This is a genomic window from Thermomonas aquatica (assembly GCF_006337105.1).
Lineage (GTDB): Bacteria > Pseudomonadota > Gammaproteobacteria > Xanthomonadales > Xanthomonadaceae > Thermomonas > Thermomonas aquatica.
The window spans coordinates 2,660,764-2,677,487 of the sequence record NZ_CP040871.1; the positions used below are offsets into that span (position 1 = coordinate 2,660,764).

General features: G+C 66.0%; 13 protein-coding genes and 2 tRNA genes. 11 read left to right on the forward strand and 4 right to left on the reverse strand.

Features of this window, described 5'->3' with window-relative positions; genetic code table 11:
* Nucleotides 1-15: 15 nt before the first annotated feature.
* The 3 genes from FHQ07_RS12625 to FHQ07_RS12635 all read left to right on the forward strand — a co-directional run bounded on the left by FHQ07_RS12625 (nt 16) and on the right by FHQ07_RS12635 (nt 4,495).
* On the forward strand, nt 16-3,828 hold the full coding sequence (locus FHQ07_RS12625; RefSeq protein ID WP_240703496.1) for a pilus assembly protein: 3,813 nt from the start codon (nt 16-18) through the stop codon (nt 3,826-3,828).
* Nucleotides 3,829-3,831: 3 nt separating this feature from the next.
* Complete coding sequence (locus FHQ07_RS12630) at nt 3,832-4,245, forward strand: type IV pilin protein (protein WP_277871792.1); 414 nt, start codon at nt 3,832-3,834, stop codon at nt 4,243-4,245.
* A 173-nt stretch (nt 4,246-4,418) separates the two neighbouring features.
* A tRNA-Asn gene (locus FHQ07_RS12635) sits at nt 4,419-4,495 on the forward strand.
* Nucleotides 4,496-4,551: 56 nt separating this feature from the next.
* Here the strand turns inward: FHQ07_RS12635 and FHQ07_RS12640 are convergent.
* Complete coding sequence (locus FHQ07_RS12640) at nt 4,552-5,082, reverse strand: GspH/FimT family pseudopilin (RefSeq protein ID WP_139717226.1); 531 nt, start codon at nt 5,080-5,082, stop codon at nt 4,552-4,554.
* 161 nt (nt 5,083-5,243) lie between these two features.
* Between FHQ07_RS12640 and uvrB the strand changes: the two genes are divergently transcribed.
* A complete protein-coding gene (gene uvrB / locus FHQ07_RS12645) occupies nt 5,244-7,292 on the forward strand; it encodes an excinuclease ABC subunit UvrB (RefSeq protein ID WP_139718082.1) in 2,049 nt (682 codons plus the stop codon).
* 57 nt (nt 7,293-7,349) lie between these two features.
* Nucleotides 7,350-7,424, forward strand: a tRNA-Val gene (locus FHQ07_RS12650).
* Nucleotides 7,425-7,498: 74 nt separating this feature from the next.
* Here the strand turns inward: FHQ07_RS12650 and FHQ07_RS12655 are convergent.
* The 3 genes from FHQ07_RS12655 to FHQ07_RS12665 form a co-directional block, all read right to left on the reverse strand.
* Nucleotides 7,499-8,059 (reverse strand): redoxin domain-containing protein, encoded by a 561-nt coding sequence (locus FHQ07_RS12655; protein ID WP_139717228.1) that lies wholly within the window; start codon nt 8,057-8,059, stop codon nt 7,499-7,501.
* 44 nt (nt 8,060-8,103) lie between these two features.
* Nucleotides 8,104-8,850 carry a hypothetical protein gene (locus tag FHQ07_RS12660; protein ID WP_139717230.1) on the reverse strand — a complete coding sequence of 249 codons (747 nt, stop codon included), beginning with the start codon at nt 8,848-8,850 and terminating at the stop codon, nt 8,104-8,106.
* Nucleotides 8,851-8,941: 91 nt separating this feature from the next.
* Nucleotides 8,942-9,586 (reverse strand): MarR family winged helix-turn-helix transcriptional regulator, encoded by a 645-nt coding sequence (locus FHQ07_RS12665; protein ID WP_139717232.1) that lies wholly within the window; start codon nt 9,584-9,586, stop codon nt 8,942-8,944.
* A gap of 325 nt (nt 9,587-9,911) precedes the next feature.
* Between FHQ07_RS12665 and thrS the strand changes: the two genes are divergently transcribed.
* The 6 genes from thrS to pheT all read left to right on the forward strand — a co-directional run bounded on the left by thrS (nt 9,912) and on the right by pheT (nt 16,715).
* Nucleotides 9,912-11,810: a threonine--tRNA ligase gene (thrS, locus tag FHQ07_RS12670; RefSeq protein ID WP_139717234.1), complete on the forward strand. Its 1,899-nt coding sequence runs from the start codon at nt 9,912-9,914 to the stop codon at nt 11,808-11,810.
* Nucleotides 11,811-11,904: 94 nt separating this feature from the next.
* A complete protein-coding gene (gene infC, locus FHQ07_RS12675; protein ID WP_139718084.1) occupies nt 11,905-12,432 on the forward strand; it encodes a translation initiation factor IF-3 in 528 nt (175 codons plus the stop codon).
* A 237-nt stretch (nt 12,433-12,669) separates the two neighbouring features.
* A complete protein-coding gene (gene rpmI / locus FHQ07_RS12680) occupies nt 12,670-12,867 on the forward strand; it encodes a 50S ribosomal protein L35 (protein ID WP_027083463.1) in 198 nt (65 codons plus the stop codon).
* 11 nt (nt 12,868-12,878) lie between these two features.
* A complete protein-coding gene (gene rplT / locus FHQ07_RS12685; RefSeq protein WP_139717236.1) occupies nt 12,879-13,238 on the forward strand; it encodes a 50S ribosomal protein L20 in 360 nt (119 codons plus the stop codon).
* Nucleotides 13,239-13,338: 100 nt separating this feature from the next.
* A complete protein-coding gene (gene pheS / locus FHQ07_RS12690; protein WP_139717238.1) occupies nt 13,339-14,334 on the forward strand; it encodes a phenylalanine--tRNA ligase subunit alpha in 996 nt (331 codons plus the stop codon).
* Nucleotides 14,331-16,715: a phenylalanine--tRNA ligase subunit beta gene (pheT, locus tag FHQ07_RS12695; RefSeq protein ID WP_139717240.1), complete on the forward strand. Its 2,385-nt coding sequence runs from the start codon at nt 14,331-14,333 to the stop codon at nt 16,713-16,715. Before pheS ends, pheT begins: the two co-directional genes overlap by 4 nt.
* Nucleotides 16,716-16,724 lie beyond the last annotated feature (9 nt).

The following is a 16,724-nucleotide window of genomic DNA, read 5'->3' on the forward strand; positions in this document are numbered from 1 at the left end:
TCCACGGGTCATACCATGAACCGCAAGCTTTCCACCAACGACCGCAAGCTGGCCAGCGCCGCCCGCGCCCGCGCCGAATGGCGTGTGCTGCCTGCCGCTTTCCTCGCCACGCTGCTGGCACTGCCCATTAATGCCGCGGTCCTCATCCCTGGTGACCCGCTGGCTTCGGGCGTACGGGTGGCGCCGAACGTACTGTTCATCCTTGACGATTCCGGGTCGATGGCCTGGGAAAACATCAACAATGGCGACATCAGCGCGGTCACCGGTTCCGGTAGTTTCAGCGACGGCCCCAACAGCGGCGGCGTGACGTCCGGCAATACCGGCGACTTCACCGATTCGACCGGCAACGGGGTGATGTACGACCAGAACTACAACACCAACACGCTGTACTACAACCCGACAGTGAAGTACGAGCCCTGGTTCGACGCCAGTGGTACCCGCCTGACGGGCGGCACCGCCTACGACAGCGCGTACAGCGATACCAACTTTGTCGCCTATACCGGCGTGGAGAACAGCACCAGCAGTGGTACGGTGAACCTGTCCAACAGCATCCGCACCTTCTACGCACCGAAGCTTGAGGGCGGCACCACGGCGTACCTGTCGAACATCGGCAACTACTACCGGTTCCAGATCCTCGCCGGTAGCAACTCCCGCATCATTCGTGCCGAGTGGGGACAGTTGGCAATCACCGCCAATAGCCCGAGCATCAGCCCTAACTCAGGCACCACGTCCAACGCGACCGTCTCGACCAGCACCACTGGGTCTGCGACCGCAAACCGGGCGATCGAATTCACGATCAACAACTCATCCAGTGGTTCCGGCACGCGTAGTCTGAATTACTCGGTGCTTGACCCGTCCGGAACCACCGTGTGCTCCGGCACCGCCGCCGAGGCGGGCAGCGCCACCTGCATTGTGTCGAATACCATTGCGGGCAGTTACAGCATCAGGCTGCAGCGGAGCGGCGATACCGCCAGCAACCGCACCTATACATTGTCCGCCCGCACCAGCACCAACTGCGATGGCAGCAGTTTTACCGCGAATGCCTGGAGCTGGATTGCTTGCACTGAAAATACGCCGGTCGTGCCCGACACCGCCAATGGCGGAACCATGCAGCGGACGGTGGACGACGAGAAGATCAATTTCGCCACCTGGTATTCCTACTATCGCACCCGTATCAAGACCGCCAAGGGCGGCGCCGCCGAGGCATTCAATACCCAAGGCAACAAGGTGCGCGTGGGTTATCGCAGCTTGCACGGCAACGGCAGCGCCAACTACAACATTCCGGTTCAGGACGGCAACGACGGCCGTTTCGTGAACAACGATGGCACAAACGGCAACCCGTCCACCACCAGTCGCTCGGTATGGTTCAACCGCTTGTTCCGGGCCAGTGCCGCCAACGGCACGCCGCTGCAATCCATCCTGGACGGTGCCGGGAAGTATTTCCAACTCGATACTGCCGCAGGACCCTACGGGCCGGAAGCCACAGCAAACCAGTTGTCCTGCCGCCAGAACTTCACTGTGCTCACCACCGACGGTTACTGGAACGGCGGTACGGTCACGACCGGCTCGGATGGCGACGGAGGCAACGGCAGCGTGATCACCAATGGTCTGCCTGCCGCGGATCCCAACTACAAGACCTACCAGTACCTGATGCCTGCCCCGTACAAGGACAGCAACAGCAATACCCTGGCCGACGTGGCCATGAAGTACTGGAAGACCGACCTGCGAACGGACCTGGCCAATAACGTGCCCAGCGAGTATTCCAAGATCGCGTCGGAGAACAACATCGTTGGCCGCGACCCGGCGTTCTGGCAGCACATGGTCACCTTTACGATTTCGATCGGCCTGAAGGCCGCCAGCGGTTTGTCCAGCGTGTCCGACGTCACCGCCGCCACCATCTGGGCCGCCCCGGGCGACGACGACATCGACAACATCGACGACCTGCTGCATGCCGCCGTCAATGGACGCGGCACCTTCGTGGCCGCGGCCAGTCCGCAATCGTTCGCCGACGGCCTGGAGGCCGCGCTGGCCAAGATCAGCGAGCGCACCGCCTCCTTCTCCAACGTGGGCGCCACCAGCTCCACCGAGCTCAACACCGGTGCGCTGATCTTCAGCGCCAGCTATGTGGCCGGCCGCTGGACCGGCATGTTGCGCGCGGACAACCTGATCAACGGCACCGAGGTCTGGAAGACCACCAATGCCGGTATTTTCCCGGCCTATGGCAGCCGGAACATCTACACCCGCGGCGGCACCCTGACTGGTGGCGTCGGTGCCGGCGGTACCGGTGGCGGCACCACCTTCCCGACTGCGCAGCAAACCGCCGCGCTGGTTCGCACCGGCGGCCCGGCCAACTACGAGGTGTCCGGCGCGGACAATGCGTCCTACATCCGCGGCAACCAGTCGAAGGAGGGCACGGCCCCCGGCAAGCTGCGCCCGCGCACCACGTTGCTGGGCGACATCGTCGATTCCTCGCCCGCTTACGTGACGGATACCGATACCGTTTACATCGGCGCAAACGACGGCATGTTGCACGCCTTCAACGCCGCCAATGGCCAGGAGCAGTTCGCCTATATCCCGGGGATCATCAACTTCGGCTACTTGGCCGATCTGAGCCGCCGTGACTACGACCACCGCTGGTTTGTGGACGGTCCGATCGCGATCAGCTCGCGGGCCCAGAGCCCCACCGGCGACAAGAACATCCTCGTGGGTGCGCTGGGTCGTGGCGGCAAGGGGGTTTATGCGCTGGATGTCACGAATCCGGGTGCGTTCAACGCCAGCAACGTCAAGTGGGAGCGTTCTTCCACCTCGGGTACGCCGGCGTCCGACAACATGGGCATGGTGATGGGTCAGCCGGTCCTGGCCAAGGTGCGCAACGGCACCCTGACGTCGGCGGTTGTGCTAGGCAACGGCATCAACAGCGGCAGCGACAAGGCCTCACTGCTGGTCCTGAACATGGACGACGGCAGCGTGATCCGGGAAATCCCCACCGACAACACCACCAATAACGGGTTGTTCGCCCCCACCGGCCTCTACGCCGCGGATGGCAAGACACTGGTTTATGTCTATGCCGGCGACCTGCAGGGCAATGTCTGGAAGTTCGACCTGACCTCCAGCACGCCGGGATCCTGGTCGGCCAAGAAGATTTTCCACGCAGAGAAGACCGCGGGAACGCCGCAGCCGATCACCGGCGGCATCGCCACGGCGGTGGACCCGCGCACCAACAAGCGCTGGATCCTGTTCGGCACCGGCAGTTTCCTGACTGCGGCTGATGCAAACGACATCGGTACCAACAAGCAGAGTATGTACGGGGTGATGGACGACATCACCGTCGGCTCCGCTTACACCCGCAGCGATCTCACCGCGCGCACAGTCACCGCGGATGGCGCGGGCGAACGCTACTTCCAGGACCTGACCGCCTTAACTAACAAGGGCTGGTATGTCGACCTGCCCGACAAGGGCGAGCGCATCGTGCAGAGCGCGCAGATCGACGGCTCGTACTTGGTCACCGCCAGCATGATGCCTTCCGGCAATTCCTGCGCGGACGCCTCGGGCAGTGGCTACATCAATGCCATCACTCCGTTCCCGGACATGCGGGCCAGCGGACGGTCCTATTTCGACCTTGACCGCGATGGCAGCACGGACGATGCCGGCACCAGTGGCAAACCCACTGGTTCGTTCAAGACCAACGGTATCCCGACCCTGCCATTGCTGTTGCCGGGCCAGGGACGCTACGGCGCGGCGGACGGGCTGGGCGGGTATTCCGGCGGATTCGGCACGGGCCGGCCGGCGTGGACTCGCGTTTCCTGGCGCGAATTGCGAGATGATTGATCGATGACCAGCCAGCAAGGAATCCCCATGCGTACGCGTCGTGTTTCCGGTTTCAGCCTGATCGAGTTGATGGTGGTCGTGGCGATCATCGCGATCCTCGCGTCGATCGCGCTGCCGGCCTACAACAACCACGTGCGCAAAGCACGCCGCGCCGCGGGCGCTTCCTGCGCGCTGGCCATTGCCCAGCAGGCCGAGCGCTACTACACCGTCAACTTGCGCTATACCGGCTTTGTCGCGAACACCGGGATTTGCGAACCGGAGACGCTGAACTTCTACAACATCGCCGTTCCCACCGCGAACCAGAAGAACTACAGCGTCACCGCAACGGCGAAGGGCAAACAGGCCGGGGATAGTGGCTGCTCGCCGCTGTCAATCAATCAGGCGGGTGCCAAGGGGCCTGCTGCCAGCTGTTGGTGATTGGCAAAAGAGCAGACGATGCAAGGCCCGCTTCTCGCGGGTCTTGTACATTCCGGATCGGCGATGGGTGCAAACGCGGGTAGATCGCCGGTTTGACCTCAATTCCAAAAGAGGCATGTCTTGCAGTCGACGGCTTGCCCGCCCCGGATCTGGCGTCTACAATGCGCACCCTTGCCCGAATAGCTCAGCCGGTTAGAGCACTTGACTGTTAATCAGGGGGTCGTTGGTTCGAGTCCAACTTCGGGCGCCAGATGTGAAAAACCCGCCGAAAGGCGGGTTTTTCGTTTCTGAAGGCGGGAATCGGCCTCATCCCGGGCAGGGCGTAGGCACCCTCGGCCGCTCGCTGCGCGGCCGCCCCATGTTGTTGACGATGACCTGGCCCAGCAGTTCCTGCCGCTGGTTGCAGATGGACAGGGTCAGGTTGGTGCCGGCGCTGCGCCCGTCGGGCAGGTAGCGCAGCTGCTGCCTGCCGACGGTGCTGGTGACGCGCAGGTGCCGGCTGGTGGGTTCCAGGTCGACGCGCAGGATCTCGTCGCGCGCGTCCGGCATGCGGTTGCCGTCGTCGTCGACGAACAGCATCCAGCCCCGGCTCCAGTCGGTGCCCGCTTCGCATGTGCTGCCATCGGCCGACGGGCAAAGCACGGCGCGGCGGTTGCGGCTGATCGCGGCCATGCGCGCCAGGGCCATGTGCGAGGTGAGCGAGGCGATGGCGGCGGAGGTTCGCTGGTGTTCGATGAAGCCGGCCATCGACGGCAGCGCAACCCCGGCGCAGATCGCCATCACGGAGAGGCTGGTCATCAGTTCGATGAGGGTGAAACCGGCATTGCGGCGGCGCATGGCAGGGCTCCCGATGGCGTGGCAACAGGCTATGGCGCGCCGCACCGGGCCGGGATCGGACGGCTGCCGAATCGCGGGTAAGGAAAGTCCCAGTCAGGTGTGCCTCAGGTCGCGGTGGCGAGTGGGCGTAGACTCATCGGTTGCCTACCGCGCGCGCGACGATGAGCCAGACCACGCCCTCCGACCTCGACTTGTCCACTTCCCCGGACCGATTCCAGCTGGTCGCGCCCTACCAACCGGCGGGCGACCAGCCGCAGGCCATCGAGAAGCTGGTGGCCGGCTTCCAGGACGGCATCGCCAAGCAGGTGCTGCTGGGCGTGACCGGCTCGGGCAAGACCTACACCATCGCCAACATGATCCAGCAGGTGCAGAAGCCGACGCTGGTGATGGCGCACAACAAGACCCTGGCCGCGCAGTTGTACGGCGAGTTCAAGGCGTTCTTCCCGCACAACGCGGTGGAGTACTTCGTCAGCTACTACGACTACTACCAGCCGGAAGCCTACGTCCCCTCCAGCGATACCTACATCGAGAAGGACAGCTCGATCAACGACCACATCGAGCAGATGCGGTTGGCGGCGACCAAGGCGCTGCTGTCGCGGCGGGACACGATCGTGGTGGCCACTGTCTCCGCGATCTACGGCCTGGGCGCACCCGAGGACTACCTGTCGATGCGGCTGATCCTGTCGCGCGGCGAGCGCATCGACCAGCGCGAGCTGCTGCGCCACCTCACGACCTTGCAGTACACCCGCAACGAACTGGCGTTGGACCGCGGCACCTTCCGCGTGCGCGGCGAGACGGTGGACGTGTTCCCGGCCGAATCCGACCTGGAGGCGCTCCGAATCGAACTGTTCGACGGCGAGATAGAGCAACTGTCGATGTTCGATCCGCTCACTGGCGAGATCCTGCGCCGGATGCCGCGCTACGTGGTGTATCCGAAGACCCACTACGCCACCCCGCGCGAGCGCGTTCTGACCGCGGTGGAAACCATCAAGGCCGAGTTGCGCGAGCGCCAGGAGCAGCTGTACGCGGCGAACAAGCTGGTCGAGGTGCAGCGCCTGTCGCAGCGTACCCAGTTCGACCTGGAGATGATGGCCGAGGTCGGCTACTGCAACGGCATCGAGAACTACTCGCGCCACCTCACCGGCAGCGCGCCGGGCGAGCCGCCGCCGACGCTGTTCGACTACCTGCCGGCGGATTCGCTGCTGGTGGTCGACGAGTCGCACGTGACCGTCCCGCAGATCGGCGCGATGTACAAGGGCGACCGCTCGCGCAAGGAGACGCTGGTGGAGTTCGGCTTCCGCCTGCCGTCGGCGCTGGACAACCGGCCGCTGCGTTTCGAGGAATGGGAGGAACGCGCGCCGCGCAGCGTGTTCGTGTCGGCGACGCCGGGACCGTACGAATTGCGCGAGGCCGGCGACGAAGTCATCGAGCTGGTGGTGCGCCCGACCGGCCTGGTCGACCCGCCGGTGGAGATCCGCCCGGTGGCGACCCAGGTGGACGACCTGCTGGGCGAGATCCACGAACGCGTGGCGATGGGCGACCGCGTGCTGGTCACCACCCTGACCAAGCGCATGGCCGAAAACCTGACCGAATACCTGTCCGAACACGGCGTGCGCGTGCGCTACCTGCATTCCGACGTGGAGACGGTGGAGCGCATCGAGATCATCCGCGACCTGCGGCTGGGCATGTTCGACGTGCTGGTCGGCATCAACCTGCTGCGCGAGGGCCTGGACATGCCGGAGGTGTCGCTGGTGGCGATCCTGGACGCCGACAAGGAAGGCTTCCTGCGTTCGACCAGTTCGCTGATCCAGACCATCGGCCGCGCCGCGCGCAACCTGCGCGGCAAGGCGATCCTGTACGCCGACCGCATCACCAATTCGATGCAGAAGGCGCTGGACGAGACCGACCGCCGCCGGCAGAAGCAGGTCGAGCACAACGCCGAGCACGGCATCACTCCGCAGTCCGTGCAGCGCGCGGTGATGGACGTGATGGAAGGCGCGCGGCCGGAGCCGGGCGAACTGAAGGGGCGCGGCAAGGCGCGCCGGGTGGCCGAGCCGGAGCAGGAATACCTGCGGATGTCGCCGGCCCAGCAGGCGGCAAGGGTCAAGGCGCTGGAGCAGCAGATGCACCAGCATGCCCGCGACCTGGAATTCGAGGATGCGGCCCGCGTCCGCGACCAGATCCGGCGGCTGCGCGAGGCCAGCCTGTAGGCGGTCGCGGCGGCGGTTGTCCGCAGCCCGTTGCCGGGCTACAATTCGCGCCCCTTCGGGCGGTTAGCTCAGCGGTAGAGCACTACCTTGACATGGTAGGGGTCACAGGTTCGAACCCTGTACCGCCCACCACTTTTAAAGTGGCGATACGGCGCATCCTTCATCGGTTGCGCCGTTTTCGTTTGCGGGCGATGCGCAGCCGGGGGCTATCCGACGGCGCTTTCGCCTGCATCGACGGCGCAAGCGCCCTCCGCGCAACCGGTGGCCGGTCCCGTGCCCGGGATGCCGGAATACGCCTCGGCCAGCAGCCCGGCGATCTGTGCGCCGACGGCCAGATCGCCGACTTGGCCGAAATGCTGCTGGCGCAGCCGCCCGTTGCGGTCGATCAATGCCAGCGTGGGCGTGCCGCGCATCGCATAGGCGCGCATGGTGTGCGGGATCGGCTGATCCACGCCCGGGCGGTCGATGCCGACCGGGAACGGGATCCGGTATTCGTGCAGGAAGGCCTGCAACGCGACGGCGGTCATCGCCTGGTGGTGTTCGAACACCGCATGCAGCCCGATCACCGCGACTTGCTCGTCCGCGAAGGTCGAGCGGATGCGCATCGCCTGCGGCAGCCCGTGCGAGACGCAGCCGGGGCAGAGCATCTGGAAGGCCTCCAGCACCACCACCTTGCCGCGCAGCGCGTCCAGGGTGATCGGTGCGGGGGTATTGAACCAGCGTTCCACTTGCAGCGCGGGTGCCATGGGATGCGCGTTGTCGTTCATGGAGGCTCCGGAAAGCCCGCACCGGGCGGTGCGGGCGGGTGGCGTTACAGGTTGGCTTTGCCCGGCAGGCCGAGGTTGCCGGAGGCGATCTTGAACACGTCGACCACGCACAGCAGCGGCGCATGCACGGAGGCATTGACCCGCAGGCCGGCGGTGACGCCGTCGAAGCCGCCGGCGGTGACGATGCCGATGTCGTCGAACGGCACCTTGACCTCCACGGTTCCGGCTTCCAGCGTCGGGCTCCAGCCCGGGCTGTCGAGCAGCAGCGGCAACCCGGGCCAGGTCTTCGGCAGGCGCGGCTTGCGGCCTTCCGGGATGTCGACCACGCCCAGCGCGCCGGGGCCGCAGGCCTCGTTCGGCTTCAGCACCACCCAGTGGCTGTGCCAGAGGTTGCCGTCGTTGTCGCGGCGACCGTCGCCGTTTTCGTCGTACAGCGGGGTGTCGTCGAAATCCGGATGCGCGGTGACCGCCATCGCGAGGATGCCGGCGCCATGCTCGAAGCCGACTTCGTAGGGGTCGATCGAGGTCGGCCAGACATAGGAGAACACCTCGCTGCCGGCCAGCTTGCCGGTGGCGGTGGGCCTGCTGCGGCCGGCCTTGCCGGACACCGCCATGTGGAAGGTGGCGACGTTGCCCTCGGTGCTGATCCTGGTGTGGACGATGTCGAAATCCGCGCGTGCGGCCGGATTGGCCTTGGTCTGGATGCCGCCGGTGTGGCTGGCGCCATCGTGTGCGTGCGCGCAGCCGATGGCGAGCGCGAACGCGCCGATTGCAGCGAGTTTCTGACGCATACTCGAATCTCCTCTTGCTTGCTCTTGCCGGGTGGGTGGAGGAACCGGGCGGCGGCCGATTGCAGTCGGTCGCCGCCCATCTTTTTCGGGGTCAGGGCGGTGCGCGCAGCTGGAAGCGTTCGCGGTTCGCGGCCCGCAACGGCGCGTCGGCTGGCGACTGGTCGGCGCAGTCGGCGCGCAGCTCGGCATCGCCGAATGGCGTCCCCAGGAACCCGCAGACATGCGGCTGCGCGGCATCGCCGCTGGCGAACGGGCGGAAGAACCGGCAGCCGAGGCAGGTGCGCAGGCCGGTGGCCATGCCCTGCTGCTGCGCCTTGCCGACCAGCAGCTGCGCGACCCGGAGCAGGGCGCCCACGTCGGCGGCATCCAGCCCCTGCAGCAGGGCGGCCATGCCGCGTGCGGGATGCTTGAGTCTTGCCGCCAGCGCGCGGCCTTGCTTGCTCAGATGGACGATGCTGGCACGGCGATCGCCTGCATCCGTGCGGCGGGCGATCCAGCCCTTCGCCTGCAGCGTCTTCAGCGTGTCGCTGAGGCTGGCCGGGGAAACATCCAGCCTGGCCGCGATCTGCTGCGCGCGCAAACCGTTGTCCGCCCCCGCAAGCATGCGCAGGACCGCGGCCTGGGTGGGCGGCAGGGCCGGCAGCCCCTCGCTGCGCCAGGAGTGCGCGCGCACCAGCGAGGCCAGCTGTTCCAGCCCGGCGGCCGCCTGTTCACGCTGGCATGGATCGTTGGTCATGCTGTAATTTAGGAATCCTAACTAAATCGGTCAAGACCGTTCGTCGGCGCGCGGCGAATCCTTGAAGCGCCTCGGTGCGCTCGGTAGACTGGCGGCCGCAATTGGCGGCGGCCCTGCATCTTGCCGTGCCGCCTGCAGGACGAAACGGAGAAGGTGGCCTGTGGAAACGCCGGCCGAGCGTGCGACATGAGCACTACCATCGCCCACCGCTGAGCCCGCCGACGCATTCGATTCGTTCGAAAGGCGCTCCGGCGCCTTTTTCGTTTGTTCCTCCACGAACAAGCGCCCGGCCCAAAAGCCGGGCCATCCAAGAAAAGCCATCCCCATGATCAACATCACCCTTCCCGACGGTTCCGTCCGCCAGTTCGATGCGCCCGTCACCGTGGGCGAGGTCGCCGCGTCCATCGGCGCCGGCCTGGCCAAGGCCACCCTGGCCGGCAAGGTCGACGACAAGCTGGTCGATGCCGGCTTCCGCATCGACCACGACGCGTCGTTTTCCATCGTCACCGACAAGTCGCCGGAGGCGCTGGACATCCTGCGCCATTCCACCGCGCACCTGCTGGCGCAGGCCGTGCAGCGCCTGTTCCCGGGCGCGCAGGTGACCATCGGCCCGGTGATCGACAACGGCTTCTATTACGACTTCGCCTACGAGCGCCCGTTCACGCCCGAAGACCTGCCGGCGATCGAGGCGGAGATGCAGAAGATCGTCAAGGAAGCGCATCCGGTGTCGCGCAGCGTGAAGTCGCGCGACGACGCGGTGGCCTACTTCAAGGGCATCGGCGAGGCCTACAAGGCCGAGATCATCGAGAGCATCCCGTCGAACGAGGAACTGTCGCTGTACTCGCAGGGCGAGTTCACCGACCTCTGCCGCGGCCCGCACGTGCCGGGCACCGACAAGCTGCGCGCGTTCAAGCTGATGAAGGTCGCCGGCGCCTACTGGCGCGGCGACCACAACAACCAGATGCTCAGCCGCATCTACGGCACCGCCTGGTTGAACGACAAGGACCTCAAGGCCTACCTGACCCAGCTCGAGGAAGCCGAGAAGCGCGACCACCGCAAGATCGGCAAGGCGTTGGACCTGTTCCACCTGCAGGAAGAAGGCCCGGGCCTGGTGTTCTGGCACCCCAAGGGCTGGTCGATCTGGCAGGTGGTCGAGCAGTACATGCGCAACGTGTACCGCAAGACCGGCTACGGCGAAGTGCGCTGCCCGCAGATCCTCGACGTGTCGCTGTGGCAGAAGTCGGGCCACTGGGACAACTACAAGGACAACATGTTCTTCACCGAATCGGAGAAGCGCACCTATGCGCTGAAGCCGATGAATTGCCCGGGCCACGTGCAAGTCTTCAACCAGGGCCTGCACAGCTACCGCGACCTGCCGATCCGCTACGGCGAGTTCGGCGCCTGCCACCGCAACGAGCCCTCCGGCGCGCTGCATGGCATCCTGCGCGTGCGCGGCTTCACCCAGGACGACGGCCACATCTTCTGTACGGAAAACCAGATCGAAGAGGAAGTGCGCGCGTTCCACGAGCAGGCGCTCAAGGTCTACGCGGACTTCGGCTTCAGCGACATCCAGATCAAGATCGCGCTGCGCCCGGATTCGCGCCTCGGCGATGATGCCACCTGGGACAAGGCCGAAGGCGCCCTGCGCGATGCCTTGCGCGCCTCCGGCGTGGAGTGGGAAGAACTGCCGGGCGAGGGCGCGTTCTACGGCCCGAAGATCGAGTACCACCTGAAGGACGCCATCGGCCGCACCTGGCAGCTGGGCACCATGCAGGTCGATTTCATGATGCCGGGCCGCCTGGGCGCCGAATACGTCGACGAACACAGCCAGCGCCGGCACCCGGTGATGCTGCACCGGGCCATCGTCGGCTCGATGGAGCGCTTCATCGGCATCCTGATCGAGCACCACGCCGGCCAGTTCCCGGCCTGGCTGGCCCCGGTCCAGGCGATGGTCATGAACATCACCGACGCCCAAGCCGATTACGTCGAGGACGTCCGGAAAACCCTTGCAAATCAAGGCTTCCGGGTCGACGCCGATTTGCGGAACGAGAAGATCGGCTATAAGATCCGCGAGCACACGCTGCAGCGCGTGCCGTACCTGCTGGTGGTCGGCGACCGCGAGAAGGAAAACGGCATGCTCTCCGTGCGCACGCGGGGTGGGGAAGACCTCGGTAACATGTCCGTCGCCGACTTCGCCGCGCGTTTGCGTCAGGAATCCATGTAAGGACCCGGGCCAACCGAACGTTCAGCCGGCCATCGATTCCGGAATCGATGGCCGATCCGGCTTCAACCCGAAGCCATCCCTTGGAGATCGCAACATCAGTACCACCACCGATTCAAAGCAGAACCGACGGAACCACGAGATCCGCGTGCCGCGCGTGCGCGTCATCGGCAGCGACGGCGAGATGATCGGCGTGCTGTCGCGCGACGAAGCGCTGCGCATGGCCGAGGAGGAAGACCTCGATCTCGTGGAAATCCAGCCGAATGCGGATCCGCCGGTCTGCAAGATCATGGACTTCGGCAAGTTCAAGTTCGAGCTGCAGAAGAAGGCCAACGAGGCCAAGAAGAAGACCAAGCAGGTCGAGATCAAGGAAGTGAAGTTCCGTCCGGTCACGGACGAGGGCGACTACCAGATCAAGCTGCGCAAGATGCGCGAATTCCTGGTCGAAGGCGACAAGATCAAGGTCAACATCCGCTTCCGTGGCCGCGAGATGAGCCACCAGGAGCTGGGCCGCGAAATGGCCGCCCGCATCGAGGCCGACCTGGGCGAGGACATCGTCATCGAATCGCGCCCGCGCCTGGAAGGCCGGCAGATGGTGATGATGATCGCGCCGAAGAAGAAGTAAGGCCGCGCAAGGCCCGCAAAGGCCTGATTTCGCAAGGAAAGATTGCAAACCCGGCAGGCGGCCGCCATACTATGCGGCCCGGTTCGCCGGGTTTGTTGTTGAAAGGCACCCAGGACCCGCCTTGATTCCTTCGGAATCAAAGGCTTATCACCGGCTCAGGCAGGATGGAAAGCGTGGCGAAGCCGCAAGGCCAAGCTGCCGCCTCGACCAGTTCAGTAGATTTCGCAAGGATTCCCAATGCCCAAGATCAAGACCAATCGGGCGGCGGCCAAGCGCTTCCGGAAGACCGCTTCCGGCAAGTACAAGTGCGGCCACGCCAACAAGAGCCACATCCTCACCAAGAAGGCGACCAAGCGGAAGCGCAACCTGCGGCAGACGAACCATGTTCGTGCCGAGGACGCGGGCCGTCTGGACCGCATGCTTCCGTATTTGTGAGGAGATAAGACATGGCACGAGTTAAGCGTGGTGTTACGGCGCGTCGCCGTCACAAGAAAGTCCTGAAGGCCGCGAAGGGGTATTACAACGCCCGCCGCAAGGTCTTCCGCGTCGCCAAGCAGGCCGTCACCAAGGCCCTGCAGTACGCGTACATCGGTCGCAAGCAGAAGAAGCGCCATTTCCGCACCCTGTGGATCGCGCGTATCAATGCTGCCGCGCGCGCCAACGGCATGAGCTACAGCCGCTTCATGAACGGCCTGCTGAAGGCCGGCATCACCCTGGACCGCAAGGTGCTGGCGGACATCGCCGTGCACGATGCGGCGGGTTTTGCGGCCCTGACCGAAAAGGCCAAGGGCGCTTTGGCGGCGTAAGCCGTCACTCCACATCGGTTGTAGCGGCGGCCTCGGCCGCCATCACGTGGGGAAGGGCGCAAGTCCTTCCCCATGTTTGTTTACGGGGTCCGGGAATTACATGAGCGACATCGAATCGTTGTCCACCCAGGCGCTGGCCGACATCGCCGGGGCAAGCACGCCGGAGGCGCTGGAAGCGCTGCGCGTGGGCCTGCTCGGCAAGAGCGGCAGCATCACCGCGCAATTGAAGGCGCTGGGCGCACTGCCGGGCGACCAGCGCAAGGCCGCGGGCGAGGCGATCAACCGCGCGCGCGACGCGATTTCCGAAGCGCTGTCCGCGCGCAAGGCCGCGCTGGACGATGCCGCGCTGGACGCGCGCCTGGCCGGCGAAACCATCGACGTCACCCTGCCGGGGCGCGATGCCGCGCGCGGCGGCGTGCACCCGGTCAGCCGCACGCTGGAGCGCATCACCGAGATCTTCGGCCGCCTGGGCTACGAACTGGCCGACGGCCCGGAAATCGAGGACGACTGGCACAACTTCGAGGCGCTGAACTTCCCGCCGCACCACCCGGCGCGCGCCATGCACGACACCTTCTACTTCGGCGACGGTCGCCTGCTGCGCACGCACACCTCCGGCGTGCAGGTGCGCTACATGAAGGAACACGCACCGCCGCTGCGGATGATCGCCGCCGGCAAGGTCTACCGCAGCGACAGCGACCAGACCCACACGCCGATGTTCCACCAGGTCGAAGGCCTGCTGGTCGACGAACACGCCAGCTTCGCCGACCTCAAGGGCACCCTGGCCGAATTCGTGCGCGCGTTCTTCGAGCGCGATTTCGAGATGCGTTTCCGCCCGAGCTATTTCCCCTTCACCGAACCGTCCGCGGAAGTCGACATCGCCTGGCAGCAGGCCGATGGCAGCACGCGCTGGCTGGAAGTGCTGGGCTGCGGCATGGTCCACCCGAACGTGCTGCGCAACGTCGGCATCGATCCGGAGAAATACACCGGATTCGCCTTCGGCCTCGGCGTCGAGCGTTTCGCGATGCTGCGCTACGGCGTGGACGACCTGCGTTCCTTCTTCGACAACGATGTGCGGTTCCTGAGGCAGTTCGCATGAAGTTCTCCGAAAACTGGCTGCGCCAGCACGTCAAGACCGGCGCGACGCGCGAGGAACTCGCCGCCACGCTGACCGCGATCGGCCTGGAAGTCGAAGAGATGACCGTGCTCGGCACGGCGCTGGAGGGCGTGGTCGTCGCCCGCATCGTCGAATGCGCCAAGCACCCGGAAGCTGACAAGCTGCAGGTCTGCCAGGTCGATGCCGGCGAACGCGGCATGCTGCAGATCGTCTGCGGCGCGCCGAATGCGCGCCCGGGGCTGGTCGCGCCGCTCGCCACCATCGGCACCAGGATCGGCGAGCTGACGATCAAGGCCGCCAAGCTGCGCGGCGTCGAATCCAACGGCATGCTGTGCTCGGCGAAGGAATTGGGCCTCGATGCCGATGCGTCCGGCCTGCTGGAACTGCCTGCCGATGCGCCGGTCGGCGCGCCGCTCGCCGATTACCTCGGCCTGCCGGACGCCAGCATCGAATTGAAGCTGACCCCGAACCGCGCCGATTGCTTCGGCGTGCGCGGCATCGCCTTCGACGTGGCCGCCGCCACCGGCAGCGCGGTCGAACCGCTGGACGCGGTGCCGATGCCGGCGCTGCATGACGCCGTGCTGCCGATCGCGTTGAACGCAGGCGCGGATGCGCCGCGCTTCCTCGGCCGCGTGATCGAAGGCGTGGACGCCACGGCTACGACACCGGTGTGGATGGCCGAACGCCTGCGCCGCAGCGGCGTGCGCCCGGTCAGTTTCCTGGTCGACGTCACCCAGTACGTGATGCTGGAACTCGGCCAGCCGATGCATGCCTACGACCGTGACCTCCTCAAGGGCTCGCTCGGTGTGCGCAAGGCACGCGATGGCGAGGCGCTGAAGCTGTTGAACGGCGACGAGGCCAGGCTCGATCCGCAGTTCCTGGTCATCACCGACGCCGACCGCGTGGTCGGCCTCGCCGGCATCATGGGTGGCGACGATACCAAGGTGTCGAACGCAACCCGCAACGTGATGCTGGAAGCCGCGCATTTCGCGCCGGCCGCGATCATCGGCCGCAGCCGCAAGCTGGGCTTGCATACCGATGCCGGCCACCGCTTCGAGCGCGGCGTGGATCCGGAGCTGCCGCGCATCGCCATCGAACATGCGACGCGCTTGATCGTGGAAATCGCCGGCGGTGCGCCCGGCCCGGTGACCGAAGCGGTGCTTGCCGACTTCCTGCCGCAGCCGCAGCCGATCCTGCTGCGTCGTGCGCGCCTTGCGCGCGTGCTGGGCACGACCGTTGCCGATGCCGAAGTGGCGCGCATCCTCACGGCGCTTGGCCTCGCGGTCGCGACCACCGCCGATGGCTGGAACGTGACGCCGCCCGCGCGCCGTTTCGACCTCGCCATCGAGGAAGACCTGGTCGAGGAAATCGCGCGCATCCACGGCTACGACGCGATCCCGACCACGCTGCCGGGTGGCGCGACGCGCCTGGTCAATCCCAGCGAAACCCGCAGCAGCGAGCACGATGCGCGCCGCCAGCTGGTCGCGCGCGATTACCTGGAAGCGATCAACTACGCCTTCGTCGATGCCGACCTGCTCGCGAAGTGGCAACTCGCCGACGGCGGCGTGGCGTTGGCCAATCCGCTGAGCGCCGAACTCGGGGTGATGCGCACGCGCCTGTTGCCGGGCCTTGTGGCGGCGCTCGCGCGCAACGCCGCGCGCCAGCAATCGCGGGTGCGCCTGTTCGAGATCGGCAAGACCTTTGCCGTCGCAAGCGACGCGCCGCTCGAAACCCGTCGCATCGCCGCGGTCGCTTGCGGCGATGCCGCGGACGAGCAATGGGGCGAAGTCGCGCGCAAGCTCGATTTCCATGACATCAAGGGCGATCTCGACAGCCTTGCCGCCTTGTCCGGCGCCGCGCTGGAATACCGCGCCTCGGCCGAGCCGTTCGCGCATCCGGGGCGTTCCGCCGACGTGTATCGCCTGAATGAAGCGGGCGACGGCGTCCGCATCGGCTGGATCGGCCAGCTGCATCCGCGCCTGCAGCAGGCGTTGGACCTGGATGCCGACGTGTACGGCTTCGAGCTGGAACTCGACCCATTGTTGGCGCGTGCCTTGCCGCGTGCAGCGGCGCTGTCGAAATATCCGTCCGTCCGCCGGGACCTCGCGTTCGTCGTGCCGGAAGCGGTGTCCTGGGACGCCATGCAGGCGACCGTCAGGCGCGCCGCGGGCCCGTCCCTGCGCGGGCTGCGGCTGTTCGACCGTTATGCCGGCAAGGGCGTGGAAACCGGATTCAAGAGTCTCGCCATGGCCTTGATTTTGCAGGATGAAACGCGCACCCTGACCGACCGCGACGTGGAAGCGGCGGTGACCGAGGTGGTCGCTGCGTTGAAGCTGGATCATGGCGCGGTCATCCGGAGCTGAAGGGGACAG